General features: G+C 69.1%; 20 protein-coding genes. 12 read left to right on the top strand and 8 right to left on the bottom strand.

Features of this window, described 5'->3' with window-relative positions; all coding sequences use genetic code 11:
* Positions 1 to 22: 22 nt before the first annotated feature.
* Positions 23 to 1000 (top strand): Bug family tripartite tricarboxylate transporter substrate binding protein, encoded by a 978-nt coding sequence (locus GXW71_RS12710; protein ID WP_367617296.1) that lies wholly within the window; start codon positions 23 to 25, stop codon positions 998 to 1000.
* A gap of 35 nt (positions 1001 to 1035) precedes the next feature.
* On the top strand, positions 1036 to 2634 hold the full coding sequence (gene ggt, locus GXW71_RS12705) for a gamma-glutamyltransferase (RefSeq protein WP_246526518.1): 1599 nt from the start codon (positions 1036 to 1038) through the stop codon (positions 2632 to 2634).
* Between the two features lie 11 nt (positions 2635 to 2645).
* Here ggt and GXW71_RS12700 read toward each other — a convergent pair whose 3' ends face one another.
* Positions 2646 to 3533, bottom strand: a complete 888-nt coding sequence (locus GXW71_RS12700) for a LysR family transcriptional regulator (protein WP_211852887.1) — start codon at positions 3531 to 3533, stop codon at positions 2646 to 2648.
* A 124-nt stretch (positions 3534 to 3657) separates the two neighbouring features.
* On the opposite strand from GXW71_RS12700, the gene GXW71_RS12695 reads away from it, so the two are divergent.
* The 4 genes from GXW71_RS12695 to GXW71_RS12680 all read left to right on the top strand — a co-directional run bounded on the left by GXW71_RS12695 (position 3658) and on the right by GXW71_RS12680 (position 10125).
* A complete protein-coding gene (locus GXW71_RS12695) occupies positions 3658 to 5700 on the top strand; it encodes a hydantoinase/oxoprolinase family protein (RefSeq protein WP_211852886.1) in 2043 nt (680 codons plus the stop codon).
* Between the two features lie 5 nt (positions 5701 to 5705).
* Entirely contained in the window at positions 5706 to 7703 is a 1998-nt protein-coding gene (locus tag GXW71_RS12690; RefSeq protein WP_211852885.1) for a hydantoinase B/oxoprolinase family protein, read from the top strand.
* 5 nt (positions 7704 to 7708) lie between these two features.
* Positions 7709 to 9037 (top strand): NAD(P)/FAD-dependent oxidoreductase, encoded by a 1329-nt coding sequence (locus GXW71_RS12685; protein WP_211852884.1) that lies wholly within the window; start codon positions 7709 to 7711, stop codon positions 9035 to 9037.
* An 80-nt stretch (positions 9038 to 9117) separates the two neighbouring features.
* Positions 9118 to 10125 (top strand): Bug family tripartite tricarboxylate transporter substrate binding protein, encoded by a 1008-nt coding sequence (locus GXW71_RS12680; protein ID WP_211852883.1) that lies wholly within the window; start codon positions 9118 to 9120, stop codon positions 10123 to 10125.
* A gap of 174 nt (positions 10126 to 10299) precedes the next feature.
* Here the strand turns inward: GXW71_RS12680 and GXW71_RS12675 are convergent, their stop codons facing one another.
* Both GXW71_RS12675 and GXW71_RS12670 read right to left on the bottom strand, forming a co-directional pair.
* Positions 10300 to 11736: an amidase gene (locus tag GXW71_RS12675; protein ID WP_367617295.1), complete on the bottom strand. Its 1437-nt coding sequence runs from the start codon at positions 11734 to 11736 to the stop codon at positions 10300 to 10302.
* 60 nt (positions 11737 to 11796) lie between these two features.
* A complete protein-coding gene (locus GXW71_RS12670; protein ID WP_211852881.1) occupies positions 11797 to 12798 on the bottom strand; it encodes a LysR family transcriptional regulator in 1002 nt (333 codons plus the stop codon).
* Positions 12799 to 12902: 104 nt separating this feature from the next.
* Between GXW71_RS12670 and GXW71_RS12665 the strand changes: the two genes are divergently transcribed.
* From GXW71_RS12665 to GXW71_RS12640, 6 genes are all read left to right on the top strand, one after another.
* Complete coding sequence (locus GXW71_RS12665; protein ID WP_211852880.1) at positions 12903 to 13601, top strand: haloacid dehalogenase type II; 699 nt, start codon at positions 12903 to 12905, stop codon at positions 13599 to 13601.
* Positions 13588 to 14760 (top strand): CaiB/BaiF CoA transferase family protein, encoded by a 1173-nt coding sequence (locus tag GXW71_RS12660; RefSeq protein WP_211852879.1) that lies wholly within the window; start codon positions 13588 to 13590, stop codon positions 14758 to 14760. Before GXW71_RS12665 ends, GXW71_RS12660 begins: the two co-directional genes overlap by 14 nt.
* Before the next feature lie 30 nt (positions 14761 to 14790).
* Entirely contained in the window at positions 14791 to 15753 is a 963-nt protein-coding gene (locus GXW71_RS12655) for a Bug family tripartite tricarboxylate transporter substrate binding protein (protein ID WP_211852878.1), read from the top strand.
* Between the two features lie 88 nt (positions 15754 to 15841).
* Positions 15842 to 16168 carry an amidase family protein gene (locus GXW71_RS12650; RefSeq protein WP_211852877.1) on the top strand — a complete coding sequence of 109 codons (327 nt, stop codon included), beginning with the start codon at positions 15842 to 15844 and terminating at the stop codon, positions 16166 to 16168.
* A gap of 77 nt (positions 16169 to 16245) precedes the next feature.
* Complete coding sequence (locus GXW71_RS12645; RefSeq protein WP_211852876.1) at positions 16246 to 17376, top strand: enolase C-terminal domain-like protein; 1131 nt, start codon at positions 16246 to 16248, stop codon at positions 17374 to 17376.
* Between the two features lie 263 nt (positions 17377 to 17639).
* A complete protein-coding gene (locus tag GXW71_RS12640; protein WP_211852875.1) occupies positions 17640 to 18983 on the top strand; it encodes an NtaA/DmoA family FMN-dependent monooxygenase in 1344 nt (447 codons plus the stop codon).
* A gap of 196 nt (positions 18984 to 19179) precedes the next feature.
* On the opposite strand, the gene GXW71_RS12635 is transcribed toward GXW71_RS12640, so the two are convergent.
* The 5 genes from GXW71_RS12635 to GXW71_RS12615 all read right to left on the bottom strand — a co-directional run bounded on the left by GXW71_RS12635 (position 19180) and on the right by GXW71_RS12615 (position 25583).
* Complete coding sequence (locus GXW71_RS12635) at positions 19180 to 19863, bottom strand: DUF4956 domain-containing protein (protein WP_211852874.1); 684 nt, start codon at positions 19861 to 19863, stop codon at positions 19180 to 19182.
* 25 nt (positions 19864 to 19888) lie between these two features.
* Positions 19889 to 21403 (bottom strand): caspase family protein, encoded by a 1515-nt coding sequence (locus GXW71_RS12630; protein ID WP_211852873.1) that lies wholly within the window; start codon positions 21401 to 21403, stop codon positions 19889 to 19891.
* A complete protein-coding gene (locus GXW71_RS12625) occupies positions 21400 to 23616 on the bottom strand; it encodes a caspase family protein (protein WP_211852872.1) in 2217 nt (738 codons plus the stop codon). The genes GXW71_RS12630 and GXW71_RS12625 overlap by 4 nt, the downstream gene beginning before the upstream one ends.
* 84 nt (positions 23617 to 23700) lie before the next feature.
* The gene (locus GXW71_RS12620) at positions 23701 to 24822 is read right to left on the bottom strand and encodes a zinc metalloprotease (RefSeq protein WP_211852871.1); all 1122 of its coding nucleotides are present in this window, start codon (positions 24820 to 24822) and stop codon (positions 23701 to 23703) included.
* Entirely contained in the window at positions 24822 to 25583 is a 762-nt protein-coding gene (locus GXW71_RS12615; protein WP_211852870.1) for a hypothetical protein, read from the bottom strand. Before GXW71_RS12615 ends, GXW71_RS12620 begins: the two co-directional genes overlap by 1 nt.
* Between the last annotated feature and the right edge of the window lie 179 nt (positions 25584 to 25762).

The raw sequence follows: 25762 nt of genomic DNA, 5'->3' as shown, positions 1-25762 counted from the left end.
GGCCGCGCCGGTGTCCGCAAGCGTGACGCGACGTGGCCTGATCGGGGCCGCGGCACTCGGCGCACTGACCGCGCGCAGCCGCGCCCTGGCGCAGGCCGCGCCCTGGCCGCAGGCGCAGCCGATCCGCATGATCGTGCCCTTCGGCGCCGGCGGCGCCACCGACATCGCGGCCCGCGTCATCGCGCAGGAGATGTCGGTCTTCCTCGGCCAGAGCATCGTGCCGGACAACCGCGCCGGCGCCGGCTCCACCCTCGGCACCGGTCTCGCCGCGCGGGCGCCGGCGGATGGCTACAACCTGCTGGTCACCACGATCAGTGGCCTCGCGATCGGGCAGACGCTCTATCGCGACCGGATCCAATACGATGCCGACCGTTCCTTCGCCCATGTCGCGATCATGATGGGCACGCCCTATCTGCTGCTGGTCGATCCGCGCCTGCCGATCCGCACCCTTGCCGACTACCTGGCCGCGGCGCGGCAGCGCCCGATGGATTACGGCACCTCCGGCGTCGGCGGCGTCGCGCATCTGCTGGGGCTGCGGCTCGCCCGCGCCACCGGCGCGGCGCTGGAGCATGTGCCCTATCGCGGCTCCACCCAGGCGATCACCGACGTGCTGGCCGGGGTGGTACCGAGCGTCCTCGACAGCCTGACCGCGACCAGCGCCCATATCCGCTCCGGCGCGCTGCGGCCGCTGGCGAATTCGGCGCCGCAGCGCGCGCCCGAATTCCCGGATGTGCCGACCTTCCGCGAGCTCGGCTATCCGGATGTGGTGGCGGATGGCTGGGCCGGCCTCGCCGCGCCCGCCGGCACGCCGCGCCCGATCCTGGAGCGGCTGGCCGAGGCCGTGCGCCATGCCCAGGCCCAGCCCGCCGTGCAGCGTCGCTTCGCCGAGACCGCGACCAGCGCCGGGCGCTTCTATCTGGATGAGGCCCAGGCCTTCGTCCGGCAGGAAGTCGCCACCTGGGCACCGGTCATCCAGGCCTCCGGCATCACGCCGGATTAGAGATGCACTGAAAAGGGAGACGTCGGATGCGGGGCATGGTGGTCGCACCCCAGCCGGAATCGGTGGAAGCGGGGGTCGAGGTGCTGCGGCGCGGCGGCAATGCGGTGGATGCCGCCATCGCCTGCGCCTTCAGCCAGGGCGTGGTGGATCCGCAGATGTGCGGCATCGGCGGCTTCGGCAGCATGCAGATCTGCATGCCGAAGCGGGGCGTGCACACGGTGCTGGAATTCTTCGCCCGCGCGCCGCTGGCGGCAACCCCCACCATGTGGGCCCACAAGTTCATCGGCCAGTCGCGCGACGGCTTCGTCTTCCTGCTGAGGGACCAGAGCAACGACATCGGCTACGGCTCGGTCGGCACGCCGGGCAATGTCGCGGGCTATACCGAGGCGCTGTCGCGCTTCGGCAGCATGGATCTCGCTGATGTCATGGCGCCGGCGATCGCCCAGGCGCATCGCGGCGTCATGGTGCGGCCCTATGTCCATTACTACTGGGCGATCGACCATGGTGGCGACGGGCAGGTGAACACCGCGGACAAGCTCCGCTTCAGCGAGACCGGCCGGCAGGTCTATTGCCGCCCCGACGGCACGCTGAAGCGCCCGGGCGACACGCTGCACAACCCGGACATGGCCCGCACGCTGGAGCGCATCGCCAGGGGCGGCGCCGACATCTTTTACCGCGGCGCGATCGCGGAGGAGATGGTGGCCGACTTCAGGGCCAGGGGCGGGCTGATGACCATGGAGGACCTGACTGGCTATCGCGTGCGGGAGAAGGCCCCGAGCTGGGGTTCCTACCGGGGCCTCCGCGTCGCCTCCAACCCGCCGCCGGCCGGCGGCGGGTCACTGATCGAGCTGCTGCATATCCTGGAGGAATTCGACCTTCGCGCGCTGGAACACAACAGCCCGGAGCATCTCCACATCCTCGCCGAGGCGATGAAGTGGATGACCATCGACAAGGACGCCCATATGGGCGACCCCGATTTCGTCGACGTGCCGCTGGACCGCCTGCTGTCGCGTGCGCATTGCGCCGGGCTCGCGGCGCGCATCCGCGCGGGCGAGAAGGCGAGCGTGCCGCGCGCGGGGCAACCCAGGGACCCGCCGGACACCACCGTGGTTTGCGTCGTGGATGCCGCGGGCAATGCGGTGGCGCTGACGCATACGCTGGGCATTCCTTCCGGCGTCATCACGCCAGGCCTGGGCTTCATGTTCAATGGCTGCATGAGCGGCTTCGATCCGCGCCCCGGCCGCGCCGCCTCCATCGCACCGGGCAAGAGCCGAGCCAGCGCCATGGCGCCCACCATCCTGTTCCGCGACGACGAGCCCTGCATGGTGCTGGCGGCCCCCGGCGGCACCTACATCGTGCCCGCCATCGCGCAGGCGATCATGAACGTCGTGGATTTCGGCATGAGCATGAGCGAGGCGGTCGCGGCGCCCCGCATCGTGGCGCTCAGCGACACCATCGACGTCGCCAACCGCATCCCGCACGCCACGACCGCGGCGCTGACGGACATGGGCTATCCGATCGCGCGCTCCTACCAGAGCTACGCCTTCGGCGCCCCGCATGGCCTGCTGATCCGGGATGGCGTCTGCAGCGGCGGCGCGGATCCGCAACGGGATGGAATGGTGATGGTGGCGTAACCGCCACCTGCTCATGCCGCCATATCCTCGAGCTCCGCCGCCAGCGCCTGGGCGAAGGCAGCGGCGAGTTGGGGCACGGCCCGCGTCTCCTGCGTCATCAGGGTCACCGGCAGCAGGATCGTGGGCACGAAGGGCCGCCAGCCGAGCCCGGCCAGGCCGAGCTGGCGCGTGAAACCATCCACGATCGCGACGCCGGCACCGGCGCGCACATGGCAGGCGGCGGAGATGCTCATCGTCACCTGCAGCGCCACTTCCCGCTTCAGCCCCGCGGCGGCAAAGGTCTCGTCCAGGACCTGCCCGAAATAGGTCTCCTGCCCGAAGGAGACGAGCGGATAGGGCGCGATGTCGGTCGGCTGCACAACGCGGCGGCGCAGCAGCGCATGACCTTCCGGGGCGATCACGATCATCCGCGGCCCCGGCAGGCTGCGCACCGCGAGCCCCGGGATCGCCGCCGGCGAGAGACAGAGGCCGAGATCGGCCTGACCCGCCAGCACCGTCTCCGCCGCGTCCCGGGCGGGCAGCAGATGGGAGGAGACTCGAACCAGCGGATGGCTGCGCTGGAATCGCGCCACCGCGCGCGGCATCAGGGCGGTGGAAAGGGACGAGGAGGCGGTGACACGCACCAGGCCCGCGCCGCCCGTGCTGATCTCGCCGGTGAGCCGGGTGAAGGCGGCGACGTCGCGCAGGATGCGCTCGGCATCGGGCAGCAGGCGCTCGGCTTCCGCGGTCGGCAGCAGCCGCCCCTTCACGGTGCGGAACAGCGGAAAGCCGATGCCATCCTCGGCCTGCTTCAGCGATTTGCTCACCGCGGGCTGGGAGATGCCGAGGAAGGCGGCTGCACCGGTGACGCTGCGCATGCGCATCACGGCGTGGAAGATCTCGATCTGGCGCGCGTTCATCCCGCGAATCCCATAACCGCAGGATATGACATTGCGCCAAATCTGGTGTGGATCACCAGCCTTCCATGCCCATAATCGGCAGCCGTTGCGCCCGGTCAGGGCACGGAATGGGATGCGGTACGGCATGAGCTTTCGCGTCGGCGTCGATATCGGCGGCACCTTCATCGACTTCTGTCTGTGGAACGAGGACACGGCTGAGCTGCACAGCCTGAAGGTCCTGACCACGCCGGCGACCCCCGGCGCCGAGCTGCTGCGCGGCCTCGAGATCCTGCGGGAGCGGCATGGCGCCGAACCGGAGCAGATCACGAGCTTCGTCCATGGCACGACGGTCGGCATCAACACGGTCATCCAGCGCAAGGGCGCGCGGCTCGCGATGCTGGCGACCGCCGGATTCGAGGATGTCGTGGAGCTGGCGCGGCTCCGCATGCCGGAGGCCTACAGCCTCTTTTCCCGCCGCGGCGCGCCGTTGGTGTCCCGCGACTGCGTCTTCGGCGTCACCGGCCGCATCCTGGCCGATGGCGAAGAAGAGGCGCCGCTCGACGAGGAGAGCGTGGTGCGTGCCGTCAAGGCAGCGCAAGCGAAGGGCGTGGACGGGATCATCGTCTCCCTCCTCAACGCTTATCGCAACTCGGCCCATGAGGAACGCGCGACGGCGATCGCGGAGCGCGTGGCGCCGGAGCTCTTCGTCTTCCGCTCCACCGAGGTCTGGCCGGTGATCCGCGAGTATGAACGGACCACCACGGCGCTGATCAACGGCTATGTCCACCCCAAGGTGCGCGACTACCTCGACAACCTGATCGGCGGGCTGAAGGCGCGCGGCGTGCCGGCGGAGCCGCTGATCACCAAATCGAATGGCGGCATCATGTCGGCGGCACTGGGCAAGCGGAACTGCGTGAGCATGGTGCTCTCCGGCACCGCGTCCGGCGTCATCGGCGCGGCGTTCCTGGCGCGCCAGGCCCGGCAGGATCACGTCATCACCCTCGACATCGGGGGCACCAGCGCGGATGTGGCGCTGATCGTCGATGGCCAGCCGCAATACGGCCTCGGCGAGAAGATCGGCGACCTGCCGCTCTACATCCCGACCGTCTCGGTCACCTCGATCGGCGATGGCGGCGGCTCCATCGCCTGGGTCGATGATTTTGGCGTGCTGAAGGTCGGCCCCGAAAGCGCCGGCTCCGACCCCGGCCCGGCCTGCTACGGGCGTGGCGGCACGCGGCCGACCATCACCGATGCCTTCACGGTCTGCGGCTTTCTCGGCCAGCACGAGCTCGCCTATGGCGCGCTGCGCCCCGATCCGGCGCTGGCGCGCGCGGCGATCGAGACGGTGGCGAAGCCCATGGGCCTCAGCGCGGAGGCGGCGGCGGAAGCCATCATCCGGATCGCCATCTCCGGCATGTTCGTCGAGGTGAACAAGCTGGTGGCGCGGTCCGGCGTCGATCCCCGCGACTTCGCCCTGCTGACCTTCGGCGGCGCCGGGCCGATGCTCGGCTGCTTCCTGGCCCGCGAGCTCGGCATGCGCCGGGTGATGGTGCCGGCGCGGCCCGGCGTGGTCAGCGCGCTTGGCGGGCTGGTCGCGGATATCCGCAACGACTTCATCCGCACCCTCTTCGCCGATGCCGAGCCTGCCGAAGGCCCACGCATCGCGCGCGAGGCGGTGTCGCTCGAAGCGCTCGGCCTCACCTGGCTACGCGAGGAGCAGCGCTTCGCAGGTCCGGCCCAGGCCACCTGGTTCGCCGACATGCGGTATCGCGGCCAGTCCTTCGAGATCGAGGTGGCGCTGCCGGATGCCGCGGTGAAGGCGGGTGACACCGTGGCCATCGCGGATGCCTTCCACGCGGCGCATGAGGCGATCTACGATTTCGCCGACCGCGAGGCGCCGGCGCAGATCGTCAATCTGCGCCTGGTGATGGCGGGCAGCCCGCCACGCCCCGCCATGCAGCCCCCGCCGCGCGGCGATGGCGATGCGGTGCCGGAGCGGATGCTGCGGGTCTTCTTCGATGCGGGCTGGCATGAGGTGCCCCTCTATCGCCGCGCCGCCCTCGCCGCCGGGCAGCACTTCGCCGGCCCCTGCGTGGTGGCGCAGGACGACACCACGAGCTGCATCCCGCCCGGCTTCGCCGCCCATGTCGATGCGATGGGCAACATCCTCCTTGACGTGGCGGAGTGAGAGCCATGGCGATCGACAAGGTCACCCTGCAGATCCTGGCCAATCACTGCCGCGCCGCGGCGGAGAACATGGCCTACACATTGTACCGCACCGCGCATTCGACCTTCGTGAAGGAGACTGAGGACTTCACCATCCAGGTCCTGGACGCGGCCGGGCATACGGTCGGCGTCCCGATGGACCTCGGCGCCACCTGGTATCCCGGGCTGAACTACGGGAAGGCCATCGCGATGCTGGAGGATTACCGGCCGGGCGACATCGCCTTCACCAACGATCCCTATTCCGGCTTCCTCTCCACCCATGTGCCGGACCTGCACATGTGGAAGCCGATCTTCCACGACGGCAAGCTGGTCTGCTTCGTCTCCGGCCATATCCACAACACCGATATGGGCGGCGCCGTGCCGGCCAGCCTCTCCCGCGCGCTGACCGAGGTGCATCAGGAGGGCATCCGCTTCCGCCCGTCCTTCCTCTACCGCGAAGGCGTGCTGAACCAGCAGCTTCTCGACGTGATGCTGCTGAACGTGCGCAAGCCCGAGCAGAACCTCGGCGATTTGAAGGCCTTCGTCGGCGCGCTGAACACCGGGGAGCGCAAGCTGCGCGAGATGATCGCACGCTTCGGGACGGAAACGCTGGTCCAGGGCCTGTCCGACCTGCAGGATTATGCGGAGCACCAGGCGCGGGAGATCCTGCGCTCCATCCCCGATGGCGACTACTTCTTCTCCGATTTCGCGGATGAAGATGGGCCGGATGGTCATCCGGCGCGGCTCGCCGTGACGCTGCGCATCCGGGGCGATGCGGCGGAGCTCGACTTCACCGGCAGTGATCCGCAGCTCACCTCCTCGCTCAACGTGCCCACGGGGGGCAACCCGCGCCACACGCTGATGCTGGTCGGCGTCTATTACGTGCTCTTCTCGCTCAACCCGAACCTCATGCTGAACTACGGGTTGACGCGGCCCTTCACCTGCATCCTGCCGGAAGGCACGGTGGTGAACCCGTCCTTCCCGGCCGCGGTCGGCATGCGGTCGCTCACCTGCGCGAGGCTGCGCAGCCTGATGTTCGGCGTCTTCGGCCTGGCGATGCCGGAGCGGATGCCGGCCGCACCCGCCGGCTCCTCCTCCATCGTCAACGTCATGACCCATGACGACCGCACCGGGGAGGCGATGATCGCCGCCATCAACCCGGTGGTCGGCGGCGGCGGCGGCATGCCGCATGGCGACGGCACCGACGGATCGGGCGCCGATGCCGCCTATCTCAAGAACACCCCCATCGAGATCACCGAGGCCGAGGTGCCGATCCGCTTCCGCCATTACGGCCTCGCCTCCGGCACCGGCGGTGCCGGGCGCTGGCGCGGCGGCCTCGCCACCAAGATGGAGTTCGAGGCCTTCACGCCCAATACCCGCATCACCGCCCGCAACCGCGACCGCTGCCGCTTCCGCGCCTGGGGCATCCTCGGCGGCGGCCCCGGCGCGCCGTCGCGCATGCTGCTCAATCCCGGCCAACCACATGAGCGCGTGCTGAACAACGTCGATACCTTCAACGCCAACCCAGGCGATATCGTCTCCATCACCTCCCCCGGCGGCGGCGGGCGCGGCGATCCGCTGGAACGCGAGCCCGCGCGCGTGCTGCGCGACGTCGTCTGTGGCTATGTCACGCAGGACGCGGCGGAGGCCGATTACGGCGTGGTCATCCGCGGCGAGGCGCTGGACGAGGTGGCAACGGAGGTCCTGCGTGCCAAACGCCGGAGCAATGCCCCTCTCCCGCATTTCGGCTTCGGGCCGGAACGCGAGGCCTTCGAGCGCATCTGGGACAAGGACGCCTATGGCGCGCTGACGGAGATCCTGGCTGACCTGCCGGTCCATTGGCGCCATTTCGTGAAGCGCCGCCTGATGGAGACGGTGACGGTCGAGCGCGGTGGCGCGGCCGCGGTGCGCGCCGCCTGGGACCAGCTCTTCGCGAGCTTGCCGCAGCTCCGCGCCCTCGCCGCGCGGCGCATGGCGGCGGAGTGAGCGCCATGGCCAGCGACGCCGTCTTCGCGGAGGGCTTCCGCACCACGCCCTGGTGGTGGGACGGCTTCACCCCGCCCGAGGATCCGCCCGCCGAGCTGCCCCAGGCGGTCGACGTGCTCGTGGTCGGCGCCGGCTACGCCGGTGTCCATTGCGCGCTGACCTTGGCGGAACACGGGCGCGACGTTCTGGTGCTGGACGCGGAGCGCCTCGGCTGGGGTGCGAGCAGCCGCTCCGGCGGGCAGGTCACCGGCGGGGCCAATGTCGGCAAGACGCCGGGCGGGGGCAATGCGATCGCGCGCAGCGCCGCCGTCGAGCGCCGCCACGCCCTGCTGCGCGATGCCGCCGCCGCGATGCGGCATCTGGAGGCCACGATCGAGCGGCACCAGATCCGCTGCGGCTGGCGCCTCTCCGGCCGCTTGACCGCGTTATGGACGCCGGCGCACCGCAAGAGCTGGGAGGCCCGCCTGGACGACCTCAACACCCATGCGGGTGCCGAGGCGAGCATGATCTCGCGCGAGGCGATGCGCGCGGAGATCGGCAGTGATTTCTATGCCGGCGGCGTGCTGATCAGGCGCGGCGGGCATCTGCAGCCGGCCGAGCTGTTTGGCGGGCTGCTGGCCGCGGCGCGCGCGGCCGGCGCCCGCGCCCATGGCATGACGCCGGTACAGGCGATCGAGCGGGTGCCGGGCGGCTGGCAGGTGCGCACGCCGCGCGGCACGGTGCGCGCCGACCAGGTGGTGATCGCCACGAACGGCTATACCGGCCCGCTGATCCCGGCGCTGCGCCGCCGCGCGCTGCCGGTGACCACCCACATGATCGCGACGGAGGCGCTGCCGGCGGGCCTGGCGCAGCGCATCATGCCGCGCGACCGCGCCGTCTCCGAAACCCGGCGGGTGGTGAACCACTATCGCCTGTCACCCGACGGTACCCGGCTGCTGTTCGGCGGCCGCGCCCGCTTCTTCCCGGCGGAGGAGCGGGTGACCGCCGCCATTCTGCATCGCCTGATGACCGAGCGCTTCCCGGAGCTCGCGGGTGTCAGGATCACCAATAGCTGGGGCGGCAAGGTCGCTGTGTCCTTCGACTATGTGCCGCATATCGGCCAGCACGACGGCATCCACTACGCGATGGGCTGCAACGGCAGCGGCATCGTGATGATGAACTGGCTGGGCCACGGCATCGCCCGCAAGATCATCGAGGGCGGCTCCGCGCCGGTGAATGCCTTCGACACCGGCGGCGCGCCGACCCACCCCCTCTATCACGGCGTACCCTGGTTCATCCCCGTCGTCGGCACCTATTACCAGGTGCGGGATTGGGCGGATCGCCGCCGCGCCTGAGAGACTATTGCAACGGCCATGGGCCCAACGAACAAAGACGCCAGCGCGGCTTTCCTACCAGCAGAAGAGGCGACGAGAGCATGCGTCACGAGTTCCGGAATGCGGCCATCGCGCCAAGCAGGCGCGGCCTCCTGGCCTTGCCGGTCGCCGCCCTGGCGATGCCGACGGTGCTGCGCGCGCAGGGACCCTGGCCGTCGCAGCCGATCCGGCTCGTCGTTCCCTATGGTCCCGGCGGCAGCACCGACCTCATCATGCGCATCATGGCGCCGCGGATGAGCGCCTTCCTCGGACGTCCGATCGTCATCGAGAACCGCGCCGGCGGCGGCAGCACCGTCGGCACCGACTTCACCGCCAAATCGACCGACGGGCACACCTTCGTGCACGCGACCCTCGCCTCCACCGGCGTGGCGGCGGCGCTCTATCACAACCTCCCCTATGATCCCGTGCGGGACCTGGCGGCGATCGCGCCCACCGTCTTCGTGCCGCTGACCCTCGCCATCACCACGACGGGCTGGAATGTCGGCACCGCGCAGCAGTTGATCGAGACCCTGCGCGCCAATCCCGGCAAGTACCAGTACGGCTCCAATGGCGTCGGCTCCACGGGGCATCTCGCCAACGCCAATTTCGCGACGCGCATCGGCGCGCAGGTCGAGCACGTGCCCTATCGCGCGGGATCGCAGACCATCAATGCGCTGATCACCGGCGAGATCCAGTTCGTGCAGGATGTCTATGGGCTGCTGCTGCCCTACCACCAGTCCGGGCAGGCGAAATGCCTCTTTGTCACGGCCGAGGAGCGTTCCCGCCTGATGCCGGACGTGCCGACCATGACGGAGGCCGGGGTGCCGCCCTACAAGGCCTACTCCTGGTTCGGCCTGTTCGGCCCCTCCTCGACGCCGCGCCCGGTGGTCGACCGGATGGCGGCGGCGGTCGAGCACGCGCTGGCCGACACCGGCATCGCCGCGCGGCTTGAGGAGATGGGCACGCCGGTCATGCGCGGCTGGTCGCCGGACCGCTTCGCCGCCTATGTGGCCGAGGAGGTCCGGGATTGGGCTCCGCTGGTCCGGGCTTCCGGCGCCCGCGCAGACTGATACCAGCGCCCTCAGGCGCCGGGCGCAAACCTCCGGTTTGCTTGGCGTCGTGCGAAGAGCACGCTATTCGCGTGACGTGCGGAGAGCACGCCTGCGGCGTGACGCCGCACTCGCGGCGGGCCGCATTCGCGGCCTCGGACCGGTCAAGCGACCGGTCCGTTGGTATGACCGCCATCAGGAACGGATGACGGGATCGATCGGCTTGTGGCCGAGCGCGCCCAGGACCTGCTCGCACCAGGCGGCCATGCGCAGCAGCGTGGCTTCGCTGCGCGGGCGGCCGAGGATCTGCAACCCGACCGGCATGCCGCCCGCGGTGAAGCCGCAGGGGATGGAGATGATCGGGCATCCCGTGAGCGAGAGCGTAAAGGTGATGGCGATCCAGTCGATGTAGGATTCGAAGGCGTGATCGCCCAGCCGCTCCACGCGGCGCCACTCCGCCGGAAACGGCGTCATGATGGCGGTCGGGCAGATCAGGCATTCATGCTCGGCCAGGAAATCCATCAGACGCTGGAACATGGCGGCGCGGGCGTTCTCGGCCCGGGCATAATCGGCGATTGACAAGGCAGCCGCGCGCTCGGTGCTGGAGTGGATTTCCGGGATCACGCCGTCGCCGTGCTGGGCGATCATCGGCGCGAAGGCAGCCAGGTGATTGACGCCGCGGATGGCGTGGAACACGTCCCGGCCCTGGGAGAGGTCCGGCGCCGCGTGCTCGATGCCGGCCCCCGCATCGGCGAGCCGCGCCATCGCGGCGTGCACGACCGCGGCGACCTCCGAGTCCACCGGCGTCACGCCGAGATCCATCGAGAAGCCGACGCGGCCCAGGCGGCGAGGCGCCGCGGCGGCATCCGCGAAGGTGCCGGGTGCCGCGCTCGGCAGGCTGAGGGGATCGGTCCAGACCTCGGCCGCCATGGCGTCCAACATCAGGCCGCAATCCGCGACGGTGCGCGCGATCGGTCCGACCACCGGCAGCATGCTGAACACCATGCCGCGTCGGGCGCGCGGCACCCGGCCCGGCGAGGGCCGCAGCCCCACCACCGAACAGAAGGCCGCCGGCAAGCGGATGGAAGCGCCGAGGTCGGAGCCGTGCGCCAGCCAGGCTTCCCCGGTCGCGACCGAAGCCGCGGCCCCGCCCGAGGAGCCGCCGACCGTCAGCCTGGTGTCGCGGGGGTTCCGTGTCGGCCCGAACAGCGCGTTGATGGTGCTCGCGTTGAAGCCGAATTCCGGTGAGTTGGACTTGCCGAGGGTGACGGCGCCATTCCCCTCCAGCAGTTCCACGGATGGGCTCGAGCGTTCGGAGATGGTGTTCTCGAACAGCACGGAGCCGCCGAAGGTGTGGCGGACGCCGCTGACCTCATCGAGGTCCTTCACGGTGATCGGCAGGCCGGCGAGCCAGTTCGGGTCGTGCGGCCGCGGCGCCGCATCGGCGACCGCTCGCGCCCGGCCCCGCGCCCGATCGAGGCAGAGGATGGGCACCGCGTTCACCGCCGGCTCCACCTCCGCGATCCGGCCGGCCGCCGCTTCGACCAGTTCCGCCGGCGAGACGGCGCGGCGGCGCAGCAGCGCCACGGCTTCGGTCGCGGTCAGGTCGATCAGGCTGCGGTCATAGGGCACGCGGCGACACTCCATGCTGGCTGGCGGGCAGCAGGACCATGCCGCATGTCGGCCACAGGGTCAGCCCGGCTTCGCGACCCTTCTTCCCGACCCTTGCCCCGCATCTCCGGCCCGCCCGGTGCGTGGCATCTCGCTGCCTCCGTCGGCGCGCGGATCCGAGGCATGCATCGCCTCGACGACCAGGCGCCGCAGCCAGGCGAGCGCCCGGCTGGAACCATGCCGCCGGTGCCAATAAAGCGACCAGGCGAAGGGGGCATCCGCGAAGGGCAGGCCGCAGAGGGTGAGACCAGGCGTGTCCCGCAGGAAAAGCCGGGCCAGGCGCTCCGGCATCACGGCGACCAGATCCGTCCTCCGCACCACATCCGGCACCACTAGCCAATGCGGCAGGTTCAGCACGACATGCCGGCTGCGCCGCGCCTTGATCAGCACGTCATCGGCGAAGCGGCTGTCCGTCGGGCTGATCGAGACCTTGAGGTGCCGGAGCGCCAGGAAGTCATCGAGCGACAGCGTCTTCGCCGCCGCCGGATGGTCCGCCGCCATGAGGCAGACCATCCGGTCCTGCAGCACCGGCTCGGCATGGACGGAGCCGCCATGCGCCAGCCCCATGCTGACCGCGAGGTCGCAGCTATCCGCTTCCAGCGCATCGACGGTGCCGGCCGGCGGCAGGTGGACGATGTCCAGCGTGACATGCGGTGCCTGCGCCCGGAGCCGCGCCATCAACCCCGGCAACAGCAGGCGGCCGAGCAGATCCGACAGGCGCAGCGTGAAGCTGCGGCGGCTGTCCATCGGATCGAAAGCCTCCTCCGTCACCATGACGCGTTCGACCTGCCGCAGCACGCCGCGCACGGGCTCGATCAGTTCCAGCGCCCGCGGCGTCAGCTCCATCCCCGCGGGTGTACGCACCAGCAGCGCATCGCCGAACAGCGCGCGCAACCGGGAGAGCGCATTGCTCATCGCCGGCTGGCTGAGACCCACCCGGACCCCGGCGCGCGTCACATGGCGCTCGGCGAGCAGCGCGTCGAGTGCGACGAGCAGGTTGAGGTCGATGGCCCTGAGGTTCATGCCGGACATTCACCAGATGGATAGTACCGTTGCAACTATCCATTTCCTCGATCATCCGCGCGGCGGCACCGTCCGACCGTCAAGGATCGGAGGACGCGATGGCCATGACCGACACGCTGAAGGACACCATCAAGATCTGCATGTTCGACCAGTACGGCACGGTCGTCGACATGCAGACCGGGCTCTGGGAGGTCGCGGTCGACTTCCTGAAGGCCAAGGGCTGGAAGGGCAGCGCGAACGAATTCGTCACCTGGTGGCGGCGCACGCATTTCGAGAATTCGATGATCGATGCGCTGCTGCACCGCGAGCACATGCCCTATCGCGAGATCGGCCATCTCTCGGTCCGCCATGTCCTGACCCGCGCCCGCATCGCCCATACCGAGGATGAGGTGCGCTGGCTCGTCTCCTGCATCGAGCGCCTCAAATGCTTCCCCGAGGTGCCGGCGGCGCTGGCGCGGCTGCAGACCAGATACAAGCTGGTCGTGCTGTCGAACGGCGACCCCGACATGCTGGAAGAGGCGAAGAAGCATCACGGCATTCCCTTCGACGCCGTGATCTCGGTCGCCGAAGCCAATGCCTTCAAGCCGCATCGCGCGACCTATGAGGTGGCGGCCCGCAAGATGGGCGTCGCGATGGGAGAGGTGCTCTTCGTCGCCAATCATGAATTCGACTGCGTCGGTGCCAAGGCCGCCGGCATGCGCGCGGCCTTCATCGACCGCCGCCAGCGGCCCTTCGCGGGCTGGCCGCATCAGCCGGACCTGATCCTGCCCAGCATGACGGCGCTCGCCGATGCCATGGTCTGAGGCCGACGGGCCGGCACCGGTGGCCGGCATCAAGGTGCTGGACCTGACCCGGGTCGTCTCCGGCCCCTTCGCCACCATGCTGCTGGCCGACCTCGGCGCCGATGTGGTGAAGGTGGAGGAGCCGGGAAAGGGCGATGAAAGCCGACGCTACGGCCCGCCCTTCCAGGGCGGCGAGAGCGCCTATTTCCTCTCGGTCAATCGCGGCAAGCGCAGCATCGCCCTCGACCTGCGCGCGGAGGCGGGTCGCGCCACGGCGCTGGCCCTGGCCGCCCGCGCCGACGTGGTGGTGGAGAACTTCCGCCCAGGCACCATGGCCCGGCTCGGCCTTGGCATCGAAGCCCTGCACGCGGTCAATCCGCGGCTCATCCTCTGTTCGATCACCGGCTTCGGTGCGGAAGGACCCGATGCTGCCCGCCCCGGCTATGACCTGATCGTGCAGGGCGAGAGCGGCATCATGGACATCACCGGCCAGCCCGATGGTCCCCCCACCAAACTCGGCACCTCCGTCGCCGACCTGGTGACCGGCCTCTATGCCTCCCAGGCGGTGCTGGCGGCGCTGCGGCGGCGCGACCTCTCGGGCCGGGGCGGGACGGTGGAGGTCGCGATGCTCGACGCGATGGCGTCGCTGCTGACCTTCAACGCCGGCATCGTCTTCGCGACCGGTCGCAGCCCGGCCCGGCGCGGCAATGCGCATGCGACGATCGTGCCCTACGAGACCTTCGAGGCATCCGATGGCTGGGTGAACATCGGCGTCGCGAACGACAAGTTCTGGGCGCTGTTCTGCACCGCCGCCGAATGCGAAGCGCTTCGCGACGACCCGCGCTTCGCCACGGCGACCGCGCGGGTCGAGAACCGGGACGCGCTGCTGGCGCGGCTGCGGCCGATCATCCGCCGCCATGGGCGCGACGAATGGGTCGCCCGGCTCGGCGCCGCCGGCGTGCCCTGCGGGGCGATCCGCAGCGTCGGCGAGGTCTGCGCAGCACCGCAACTCGCGACCCGCGGGATGATCCACGACATGCCGCATCCCGCCGCCGGCCGGGCCCGCAGCATCGCATCGCCCGCCCGCTTCGACGGCCGCCCGCCACCGACGCCGAGCGCACCGCCGATGCTCGACGAGCATCGAGACGCGGTGCTGGCCGACTGGCTCGGTGGAGGCTGAGGCCGAAGAGAGAATGGGGAGGAATCGCATATGAGACTGTCGAAGATCCTCGTGGCATCCACGGTGCTGCTCGGGCTGGTCCTTCCGGCCACGGCGGAATGGCCGGAACGGCCGGTCCGCATCGTCGTGCCCTATGGCCCGGGCGGCGGCGTCGACGGCTTCGCGCGCCCGATTGCTGCCAGGCTGCAGGAAGAGCTCGGTCAGCCCTTCGTGATCGACAACCGCGCCGGCGCCGGCGGCACCATCGGCGTGCTGAACGCCGCACGGTCCGAGCCCGACGGCTACACGCTGCTCTCGGGCGGCGTGCATCAGCCGATGGCGGAGGCGCTCTACCCGCGGCGCGGCTATCGCATCGACGTGGATTTCGTGCCGATCGGCATCACCGCCGTGGTGCCCAATGTGCTGGTCGTCAATCCGCAGGCCGGGCTGACCGATCTCCGCGACCTGATGGCGCGGCTGCGCGCGGCACCGGACAGCCTGACCTATTGCTCCTCCGGCAACGGCACCTCGCAGCATGTCATCGCCGAGATGTTCCTGCGCGAGACCGGGCTGCGCATGACCCATGTGCCGTACCGCAGCACCGCGCCAGCCATGAACGACCTCCTGGCCGGCACCTGTCCCATGATGTTCGATGGCATGGGCACCTCGGCCGCGCAGATCGCCGGTGGCCGCCTGCGCGCCCTGGCGCTGACCGTCGGGCATCGCTCCACGCTGTTCCCGGAGATCCCGACCATGGCGGAAGCCGGCGGGCCGGCGATGGAGGCCGGCACCTGGTATGCCCTCTGGGCGCCGGCGGCGACGCCGGCGCCGATCATCACCAGGCTGCGCGCTGCGCTGCGGCGCGCCCTCACCTCTCCGGAGGTGGCGCGGATCTGGCGTCAGCAGGGTGCCGAGGTCGGCGCTGTGCCGGATGATCGGCTGAAAGCCTATGTGCGCGAAGAGACGGCGCGCTGGAGCGGGCTGGTCACAGTACTTGGGCTGACCGCGGATTGAGCCGCCAGGAGCACGGCCGCAGGACCGCCACCTGGTTCATCCCGAGCTCGCGTTCGCCGGAGCGCAGCCGGAAGTTGGAGGAGCAGTTGTGGCAGATGCAGCTTCCCGGCCGCGCATGCAGACGGCGCTGCGGGAGGTCGATCTCATCATGCTGCCCACCGCAGAGCCGGCGAAGACCCTGCAGGCGGTGCCGCCGGAGACCCTCTTCACCAGGACCAACCTCACTACGGCCTTCAATGTCTCAGGCAATCCGGCGCTCGCGCTCTGCATGGGTTTCGGCGCCGATGGCATGCCGCTGTCGCTGCAGATCGTGGGCGGGCTGTTCGACGAGGCGACGGTGCTCCGCGCCGGCGACGCCTATGAGCGCGCGACGCCCTGGCGGGAGCGGCGCCCCGCGCTGCCGGAGGCGGCTTGACAGGAAGCGGGCCGGTTCCTGCTTGATGCGCCTCTCCGGGGCTCGGCCTGCCACCTGCCATCATGAAGGAGTTTGACGTGGCTTCCTCCGATCTGCGCATCACCGGCGTATCCGTCGACGTCATCGCCTGGCCGCTGAAGATGAAGCGGCGGCATGGCGTCGGCGATATCGAACGGAGCATGCCCGGCGCCATCCTGCGGATCACCACCGATGGCGGCCTGGTCGGCTGGGGTGAGGTCGCGCCCTGGGCCGTGTTCACGGGCACGGCGGAGGCCAATGCCACCGGCATCGCGCACTACCTGAAGCCGATCCTGATCGGCGCCGATCCGCTGCGCGTCAGCAGCCTCATGCAGAAGATCGAGAAGGCCCTGACCGGGCATACCGAGGGGAAGGCTGCGATCGAGATGGCGCTGCTCGACATCACCGGCAAGCGCTTCGGCCTCTCGATCGCCCAGCTTCTCGGCGGCCGCTATCGGGAACGGGTTCCCTTGAGCGTCTCCATCGCCAATCCCGACTTCGACGCCGACCTTGAATTCGCGCGACATGTCGCGTCCCTCGGCGTCAACATCTTCAAGGTCAAGACCGGCTTCCTGACGCACGCCGAGGACATGAAGCGGCTGGAGCGCCTCCGTTCGACGCTTGCCCCGACAGCCGACATCAGAATCGACTACAACCAGGGTCTCGATCCCTGGAACGCGCTCCAGCAGGTGCGCGAGATGGAGGTCTTCAAGCCGACCTTCATCGAACAACCGGTGAAGCGCCATCAATGGGAAGCGATGGCCGAAATCGCGCGTGCCATCGATACGCCGCTGATGGCCGATGAGAGCGTTTTCAGCCCGGCCGATGCGATCGCCATGGTTCGGCAGCGCTTCGCCGATGTGGTGGCGATCAAGATCATGAAAAGCGGCGGCATCGCCCGCGCGCGGGAGATCGCCGCCATCGCCGAGGCGGCCGGGATCATCGGCTATGGCGGCACCATGTTCGAAGGCGGCATCGCCAGCGCCGCCGGGCTGCAGATGGTTTCCGCCACCCCGAACATCGCGCTCGGTGCGGAGTTCTATACCTCGACCTGGGTCATGGGCGTCGAGGTCCTGACCAAGCCGCTGCAGATCGAGAATGGCCAGTCCGTGGTCCCGGACGGGCCGGGCCTCGGCGTGGAGGTGGACGAGGATGCGGTGAAGAGCATCAGCGTCGCGCATTACGCCTGAGGACACCGCCCGCCTGCGGGCTAGGAGCCTGTCTGAGAAAGGCCGCGGGTCGGCCTGTCGGTTCTTTTCCGCCCCCTGGCGCGCCGGCCTCCTCGCCGAGTGCCGCCAGCATCGGCTGCGTCACCCGACACGCCAGGGACGAAAAATCTCGCGACGGCCCTCACGCCCCTTTCTCAGACAGGCCCCTGGCCTGCCCCGATGCCGGCTGGATGGCGCTATTCTTGCTTCGCGCCCGATATCGGCTTCGCCTGAGGATCAGCGGCATGCCCAAGCGGAAGATGCATCTCGGCTACGACTTCTCCTACTCGCACATGGCCGGGCGCTGGCGCATGCCGGGTGCCTGGCCGGGGCACATCTTCCCGGACATCGAGATGTTCGAGGAGATGGCACGCATCGCCGAACGCGGCATGCTGGACCTCATCTTCTCCGGTGACGGCACCGGCGTGCCGGACACCTGGCGCGGCAATCGCGACGCCGCCGTCGAATGGGGCGTGAACTGGCCGCGCCAGGACCTGAACCCGATCGCGGTCGCCATGTCCCGGGTCACCCGGCATATCGGGTTCGGGCTCACCTATTCCTCGACCTTCATGCATCCCTACTACACGGCGCGGCTGATGAACTCGCTCGATCATCTCACCCGCGGACGAATCGCGATGAACCTCGTCACCTCCACCCGGCGCTCGGACGCGGCGAATTTCGGCTTCGACGAGCTCATGGAACATGGCGCCCGCTACGACCGCATGGAGGAGTTCACTGATGTCTGTCGCGCGCTCTGGGACAGCGCGGAACCGGACGCGATGCTCTGGGATCGCGCGACCGGGCGCGTCGGCGATCCGCGCAAGATCCACGACGTTCATCACCACGGGCAATTCTTCAAGGTCGATGGGCCGCTGAACACACCGCCATCACCGCAGGGCCGGCCGGTACTGATCCAGGCCGGCGGATCGCCGCGCGGCATCCGCGCCTCCGCCTATGTCGCCGATCACGTCTTCGGCGCCGACATGGCGCTGCCGCTGCAGATCCGCCAGCGCAAGGCGCTCGACGAGGCGCTGGTGGCGCTCGGGCGCGACCCTGAAAAGGTCGGCATCCTGTGGCAGACGCCGATGGTGGTGGCCGAAACCAGAGGGGAAGCCGTGGCGCGGCTGGACCAGCTCATGCAGGCGCTGCCCGATGAGGCGGTCGGCGCCTACCTCTCCTACAATTCCGGCTATGATTTCTCGCGCCTGCCGGAGCGGTTCTCGCTTCGCGAGCTGCACCAGGAGATCATCGCGAGCCAAGCGTCACCGATGGGGTTCCTGCACGAGTTGTCGGAGAAAGTGGGCGCCGCGACCGAGCTCACCCGCGCCGAGTTCTTCGAACATGGCAGGCGCGAGGCGATCAACTATGACACCACCATGGCCGGAACGGCCGCAGAGATCGCCGACCGGCTGGAGGAGGCCTTTGAAGCGACGGGAAGCCGCGGCGGCTTCATGCTCGGCCACACCGTCTCCATGCCGTTGGACCTGATCGGCATCGCGGACCTGCTGGTCCCCGAGTTGCAGCGCCGCGGGCGTTTCCGCACCGAATACACCGGACGCACCTTGCGGGAGAACCTGCTGGAGTCCTGACCCCATGCCTCGGAACGTTTCCGTTGACGCGCAGGATGTCGGGCGGCACCGCACACCCAGCCGCTAGCGCCTTGATTGCGCAGCGCGGCTGCCAGACCGGCTTCGGCCCGAATTGGCCCGCTTCGGCCGATGCCGCCGCCTGCTTCTGATGGACGTCTCCACTCGGCGGGAGGATGCCGTCTGTTCGGGATCTGCTCTAACCGTCTTCTTCCCCAGTGGCGCGCCCGCGCTGCAGGCGGCTCACGGATACTTCGCCGATGCCTTCGACTGCGCGCAACCGCTGCGCCACCACCGCTAGATCCGTACCGTCGCGGGCGACGATCTCGAAACTGAATTCGGCCGAGTCACCCGATGACTTTCGGACCGCCGTCGCCTCCAGCCGCTTCGCTGACAGCGACAGAATGTCATGATATGTCGCGAAGCCGTCCGCCCTTCCGCTCAGCCTGACGCGCATGGCCGGTGACCGCGGCGCACCGAAATCCAGTGCTTCGAGCATGGCCAGAACCCCGAGCAGGATCGCGCAGCCCAGGATCGCAAGCAGGTGGGCGCCGGCGCCGACGCCGGCACCCGTGACGAGCGCGAGGAAAACGAAGGTGAATTCCCGCGTATCTCGCACCACCGTACGCAAGCGGATGAGACCGAGGAGCCCCACCAGCGCGAAAGCAACGGCCGAGGCCTCGGCCGCTGCACCGATGACGGAACGGACGGCAATGGCGACAAGGGGAACTGTCACGACGCAGGTGTGGACAAAGGATTTCGAGTGATAGAAGCCGCGATAGACGCGTACATAGGTGATAGCGACAGCCACGCCGAGACTCAGCGCCAAAGCAAGGTCGCCGACTGCCTCGACGATCCCGACCTCGGTGGAGAGCCATGCCATCGACGTCACTCCTTGCCGCGGTGGGTCAGGTGCGGAGACCCTGCCGCGCAGCCTCAAGGTTCTGCCGCAGCGTTGGGTCTCGGCCGGCGACCGATGACAGAGCCCTTTGCAGCAGATCCCCTGTCGTCGCGGGTTCGACGGACCTCCATCCCTGCTGCCGGAACGAAGCCAACGCAACTGCGACACCAAGCTGATAGCGATAGGAACTGTGCGCCAGGCCACGCACCAGATTCGCGCTGACCTTCGCCGAAAGTTCGGGGCCGATCTCCGTCAGAAAGCGGCTGAGATCCGGACGCGCCTGTCGCCTGACGCGGTCTTCCGGCGAGGTGAGCCGCTCGATGATACTGGCCAGAGTGGATTGCTGGGCATTGCTCAGTACCCCGCCCTGGGTCGCCGGCAGCGGAGGTATGCTCGTCACAGGGATGGACAGCACGGTGCCGGCCGGCGCCACCCGCGCCGGCGGCGTCGTTGGACGATACTCGGCGATTGGCGCGACTGCGGGCGAGGTCGATGCCGCGGGTGCTGGGGAAGGCTCACCAGTTGGCAGTCGGAAGATAAAGTCGCCGATATTGTAGTTCTGGTCCTGCAGGTAGCCGAATTGCGGATTCAGCCGATTGGCATCGTTTGTCAGCTCCACGACGGCACGCGTGAGATAAAGGCCGAGTTCCTGCCCGGTGACGAAGCCATCCCGATTGACGTCTGCTTCCGGCCGCTGGCCGCGCAGGACCTGAATTAGAAGGTCGACCAGAATGCTCTTGGCGGGAACCGTCTGCCGGGAGGTTCCGGCGGCGAGGAATTGTCGTGATAAGCCCAGCGTCGTCGTTCGCGCGAACACGTAGCTGGCGGGCCGGCTGTCCTCCGGTCCCCTGTTCTCGCGGACGAGGTCCGGCGTGGCGCCTCTGTTGCCGAAGAAGGCCCCCGAAAAGCAGCTGTCGAACACGAACAGCATGTGACGCGCATCGGGGACGCGAGCATAGGCTTCGAACAGCGTCATCGGCAGCGCCATCTGCATGAAGCGTCGCTGATCTTGGCTGGGCTCGGGCGCATCGACGGGAACGATGAAGCCCATAGGCCTTGTGCCGACGTCGCGCGTCCAGCCATGGCCACCGAAATAGACGAAAAGCCTAGCGTCGGGCACGGCGCCCCGAGTCCGTACGAAGGCATCGATGACGCGCGCAAGATCTTCCGAGCCGAGGTCATAGTGGACCTCCACTCTGAAGTTACTCTCCTCCAGCGCCGCGCGGAGGGCGTCGATCTCCGATCGCACAGCCTCAAGGGGACGCCAGTGCGCGTACTGGCTTTGCCCAATCAGCAGGGCATGGCTCTGCGAGTAGAGGTCATGGACCTGGTTGCGGTTGTCGACCGCCCGCAAGCCGGAATCCTCGGCCGTACGGGGCGAGACGTAATCCGGATCCCGCGCGGCCACAGTCCCGGGCTGCATTGCCGAGATCGCCAGCAGGCCCGCGGCGCAGAGCGTCACAGCGCTCGCCATCGCGTGACGCCACATCGATCGGAAATCCATGTCCCGCTCCTCCGTCATGGGGTGCCTCCGACCCGCAGGTTGACCATGCCGATCCAGCTCCTCGCGGCATTCTCCGGATCGACCGTCGCGGCCCTCACACCGCACTCTTCCAGCAGTTCCGAGAAGCCCGCCTGCGCAAGCCGAGCGGCGAGCCCGGTTCCACCGCATGCAGCGCCCCGCGTCGCATCCCTCGCCGCCTGCGGGGTGTCCCCCGCAAGAAACGCGAAGCTCTCGATCGGTGCCTGCGGCTGTGCGAGCGTCGCCAGGACGAACAGCTTTTCGGACCCGGTCGTGGTGACGTTGATGGTCAGGCCGCGCCGGACGACCCCGCGCGCCGGTGCGAGCCGCGCCGTCTCACCACCACGGGGAAAGATCGCCATCGGGGCCCGGTTCGCGTCGACATAGAGGACGGTGACATCCACCGCGTGAACCCCCGTGTTCCGCACGGTGACCTCTACGCGGTCGCCCTCTGCGGCCACAACCAGCTGCCCTGTGCGGATCGGCTCTGCCGCGGTCTGCCCCCGGCGCGTCAGCGTCAGTTCCACATCAAGTCCTTCGAGGGGCTGCGCGGCAAAGCCGTTCGCGAGCCGCGCGATGTTGGTCCATCGCGCCGACGCCTGGAGCGCTGCCCGAATCGCCGCCGCAAGCACGGTCCGATCCTCGGAAATCGGAATCGACGGTGTCGTGCCGTCTCCTGAGGCGAGGTAGGCGCCATCTGGTCCGGCGAGCCAGATCCTGGTGTCGTCGACGACCAAGGTCATGTCAGGTGTGCCCGCGCCGGGCTCGACCCACTGGATGTGGGCATCCACCCTGCCGCCCGGCGCGGCTGCTCCACGGAGGGATGCGACCGCATCGGAGACACGCCCGATGCCGGCGGAGCCTGGACGGGCGGGCGTCGGCAGAGCCACGCGCAGAACCAGCGGGACGGCCCGCTCGGTCACCCGCGCGATGGCGTTGCCAGCCGTGGCGATGTCGGGAACAGCGGCGCCTCGATGCGCGACCGGTAGAACGTCGCTGTCGAAGGCACGGGCCTCCGCAACCCGGACGAAACCCCGCGCGCTGGTGTCCGCGGCCAGCGGGTCGTCCAGGATGGCGAGGATCGAGTCGGTGGTGACGCCGTGCAATTGCCCGGCGGGCAGGACCAGCCTTCCCTCCTGCCGCGACAGCCGCCACTGCCGAACGGGGCGCGCGTCACCTGCGACCGTGCGGTCGAGGCCGTTCCCCACCACGATCGGGGTTGGAATTGCCAGCGCCCGCTCAGCGTAGCGGCGTAACACAGCGTCCCGATACTGCGCGAAGGAGCCGGCCGGATTCGCCAGAACTGCCTGCGCCAGGGTGTAGGTGAAGAGGCCCCGGACCGGCGACGTATCGTCGGGCATCGGGTATTCGGGGGTCTTCTCCGTCGACTGCGCCGCAAAGAACCCGACATAGCCGGTGCCGTCCCCGGCTTGCTCGAGTTCGGGGATCGGGAGACTTGCAGCGCGCGAGGACCTCGTCCCGGCGGCCACAATGGCTTGTGCACCACGCCGTGCCCGCTCGAGCGCATCCGGGTCGATGCCCAGATCCTCTGGCGGAACCGCCCTGTCCCGGGCCAAGTCGCTGCGCGACGCTGCCCGATCCATGTAGCCCGAATGGCAGGCGTCGACGATCAGCCACAGGAAGACACCCTTGGCACGAAGGGCGCGGACCCAGCCTGCGATCTCATGATTCACGATGACGTTGTTCGGGCGGCCGAGCGTCCCCGGTGCCGCATCTGCCGGCAGGAAGATGGCGTCTAGCCCGTCGAGGGATCGTACGCCCCAGTCCTCCGGCCGTGCCTCCTGCACCGACCCGTGCCCCGCCAGATAGAGGACCACGGTATCGCCAGCGGCCGCCTCCTCAGTCAGTTGCCGTACGGCCCCGAAGATGGCCTCGCGCGTTGGGCGCGGCGCCCCCGCGATGCCATCGGCGAGGACACGGATGGCTGATGGCTCGAAGCCCAGCTGTGCCAGGACGCCCTGCATGGTGGCGACGTCCTGTTGCGGGCCGCGCAGGGCGTTGCGCGGCAGGTTCGGATATTCGGAAACACCGACGAGCAGCGCCGCGTTCCTGGCGCATGCGTCCCAGGATCCGAGCAGGACGAGCAAGGTCGCGAGCAGCGCGAGGAAAGACCCGCGCCCAGCCTCGCAAGCGGTGTCCGTCCCGACCATGTGTCGCCGAAGATCGCCTTGACAGGCCGCCATGCCGTGCATGATCGCTCCTCCGCCAAACGGATCCGTTGATCGTCATTCTTGCCGCGTGCGGGTGGCGTGCATCATCGCCACGCCACCGCGGCGTCACGGCAGGGCCAGAGCCTGCAGAATCGCCCGCCTGGCATCGTCGGACAGGAAGATCGGTGTCCCCGTGTCCGGGTCGGGTACGCTCGGCTCCAGGATCGGCGGGCCTGATGGCGGGATCGCGATCGAGCGACCGGTGCCGTCGTAGGCTATGCTGGCGGCGAGCGTATCCGCCGGCGACAGCGCTGACACCGGCGCCGCGCGGTAGCAGGGGCTGTTCGCACCGGCCCTGAAGGCCGCCGGATCGCGTTCGAAATACTGCATGACGGAGTTCCGGTCGTAGCCGCTGCCGAGTTGCCGCCTGGTCTCCAGGATGATGTCCGGCGGGTAGGACGCGATAGGATCGCCGACGAGGCGAACCTGGGTCCTGATGAAGTCGGGCGGGTAGGGCGGGTTCCGCCGGGTCTGCAGCCAGGCCTCGTCAAAGCCGCAGTCGACGCGCTGGTGCTCGTGCAGGAAGCCGAGTGCGTGCCCGAACTCATGCAGGACGAAGAAGCGCCAGTTGAGCTGCCCCGGGATGGGCGGATCGGCGAAGAGCGATTCGAAGCCCGGTCCATCAGGGAAAGCCAAGACGACGCTGTAGCCGGGGAAGCCGGTTACGTCCTGGTCGCGGCCGGTGTTTCCGAGCATGCCGAAATAGGCTTGCGTCGCGCGTCGTTCAACGAAGACCCTGATGTGACTCCGCGGCACGCCGGGTGCGTCGCAGCGGCGAAGTCGATCGTCACCGAAGTCGAACTTCGTCCTTGCCCGCGCCAGCCATTCGCTGGCGACGTCGCGGATCCGGTGCACGAAGTCGAGATCGCGGTCCACATCGGCCGAAGGCCCGAAGCACACCGTCAGGGAGGGCTCGTGCCAAAGCCAGCTTCGCTGCACGAGTGCACGTGAGGCGACGAGTTGCGGACGATCGAGGCCGGCGCCGTCCAGCAGCGCCATCTGCGCGGCCCATCGCAGGTCCGCATCCGACAGCATGCGGCTGCTGTCATGCGCGTGTGCCGAGCCCGCGACCGCGGCCAAGGCCGCGGCCAACGCCAGCGCTCGCGCCAGCCTGGAAGCACGCGCCCGCAGGCGTGGTGCCAGGGGCCGGGCCGGTACTGGCCCGGCGCGCCGCCGTGCGGCGAACATCAGCGCGTCCCCCGCCCGACCGCCCTGAACAATGGCGTGTCGGAGGGCGCGGGGACGGCCGGCGCGGCAGACACCCCTGCCGGTGGCCGCGGTACAGGCAGGGCCTCCGCAAGGATGCAGACATTCTGGGGCTGCGCGAAGGTGTCCTCGTAATGGAATCCACCGGTGCGGCTATAGCGCGCGGAGGGCTTGATGCGTGCCACCTCGACGGCGATATCCACGCCCAGGCTGCCGGAGATGTCCCGGTCGAAATCATATCGCACGCTGCGTGCGACGACCGCCCGCCGAACGAGGAAGTAGCGCTGACGCCGATCGAGGTCGCGCCTGGCATAGAAGGCGTCGACAACACCGCGGACCCCGTCATCGGTCGTGTTCAACTCCTCGGCGCCGCCGAAAGCCTGTTCCACCCGGAACCGGTCAGTGACTGATGCCTCCGCCGACAGCGGCACGCCGATGATCTGCGCCACCACGCCGGCGCCGACTTCGACCGTCTGCGTCGCGGTCGGTGCAGCGAAGGGTTCTCTCCGCACCCCTGCCTGCGATCCAAGCTCGGTGACGGTGAATTTGGTGCCGTCGGACGTGACCCGGAAGATGGTGCCAGGACCATCGAAGGCGGAGGGTGCGGCCAAGCAGTTCCATCCTGGCCCCAGCAGGCGCGCCACCGGAGTGGGCGGCGTGTCTTCTGTCAGACGGCACCCGGTCGCAAGCGCAGTTCCAGTGAACGCGACGACCAGCCACTTCTGTCGACGTGTCATCAGCATCCCTCCAGGCTTTTTGGGGGGAGCCGCCCGAGACGGCCCTGCCGCACCCGGGAACCTGCTCTTCACGTTGTGACTTTACAATCAAACGATGTAACCTTGGGGCTCGCGTCGTGCGTTTTGTCACGCGACGCATGGCTTGCCCTGTGCCGAGCGCCGCCCGTTCCCGAGGCGACGCACGA

Source organism: Plastoroseomonas hellenica (genome assembly GCF_018129085.1).
In the GTDB taxonomy this organism is placed as follows: Bacteria; Pseudomonadota; Alphaproteobacteria; order Acetobacterales; family Acetobacteraceae; genus Plastoroseomonas; species Plastoroseomonas hellenica.
Note: the sequence above shows the minus strand (reverse complement) of the source record. Positions and strands in the feature narration are given on the sequence as shown.

What these genes read in the sequence shown, in the direction of transcription:
- GXW71_RS12680 (WP_211852883.1), top strand. Translation starts at nt 9,118, where the DNA reads ATGCGTCACGAGTTCCGGAATGCGGCCATCGCGCCAAGCAGGCGCGGC.
- GXW71_RS12695 (WP_211852886.1), top strand. Translation starts at nt 3,658, where the DNA reads ATGAGCTTTCGCGTCGGCGTCGATATCGGCGGCACCTTCATCGACTTC.
- GXW71_RS12670 (WP_211852881.1), bottom strand. Translation starts at nt 12,798, where the DNA reads ATGAACCTCAGGGCCATCGACCTCAACCTGCTCGTCGCACTCGACGCG.
- GXW71_RS12690 (WP_211852885.1), top strand. Translation starts at nt 5,706, where the DNA reads ATGGCGATCGACAAGGTCACCCTGCAGATCCTGGCCAATCACTGCCGC.
- GXW71_RS12630 (WP_211852873.1), bottom strand. Translation starts at nt 21,403, where the DNA reads ATGACGGAGGAGCGGGACATGGATTTCCGATCGATGTGGCGTCACGCG.
- GXW71_RS12625 (WP_211852872.1), bottom strand. Translation starts at nt 23,616, where the DNA reads ATGCACGGCATGGCGGCCTGTCAAGGCGATCTTCGGCGACACATGGTC.
- GXW71_RS12640 (WP_211852875.1), top strand. Translation starts at nt 17,640, where the DNA reads ATGCCCAAGCGGAAGATGCATCTCGGCTACGACTTCTCCTACTCGCAC.
- GXW71_RS12635 (WP_211852874.1), bottom strand. Translation starts at nt 19,863, where the DNA reads ATGGCATGGCTCTCCACCGAGGTCGGGATCGTCGAGGCAGTCGGCGAC.
- GXW71_RS12615 (WP_211852870.1), bottom strand. Translation starts at nt 25,583, where the DNA reads ATGCTGATGACACGTCGACAGAAGTGGCTGGTCGTCGCGTTCACTGGA.
- GXW71_RS12700 (WP_211852887.1), bottom strand. Translation starts at nt 3,533, where the DNA reads ATGAACGCGCGCCAGATCGAGATCTTCCACGCCGTGATGCGCATGCGC.
- GXW71_RS12620 (WP_211852871.1), bottom strand. Translation starts at nt 24,822, where the DNA reads ATGTTCGCCGCACGGCGGCGCGCCGGGCCAGTACCGGCCCGGCCCCTG.
- ggt (WP_246526518.1), top strand. Translation starts at nt 1,036, where the DNA reads ATGGTGGTCGCACCCCAGCCGGAATCGGTGGAAGCGGGGGTCGAGGTG.
- GXW71_RS12655 (WP_211852878.1), top strand. Translation starts at nt 14,791, where the DNA reads ATGAGACTGTCGAAGATCCTCGTGGCATCCACGGTGCTGCTCGGGCTG.
- GXW71_RS12665 (WP_211852880.1), top strand. Translation starts at nt 12,903, where the DNA reads ATGACCGACACGCTGAAGGACACCATCAAGATCTGCATGTTCGACCAG.
- GXW71_RS12660 (WP_211852879.1), top strand. Translation starts at nt 13,588, where the DNA reads ATGCCATGGTCTGAGGCCGACGGGCCGGCACCGGTGGCCGGCATCAAG.
- GXW71_RS12685 (WP_211852884.1), top strand. Translation starts at nt 7,709, where the DNA reads ATGGCCAGCGACGCCGTCTTCGCGGAGGGCTTCCGCACCACGCCCTGG.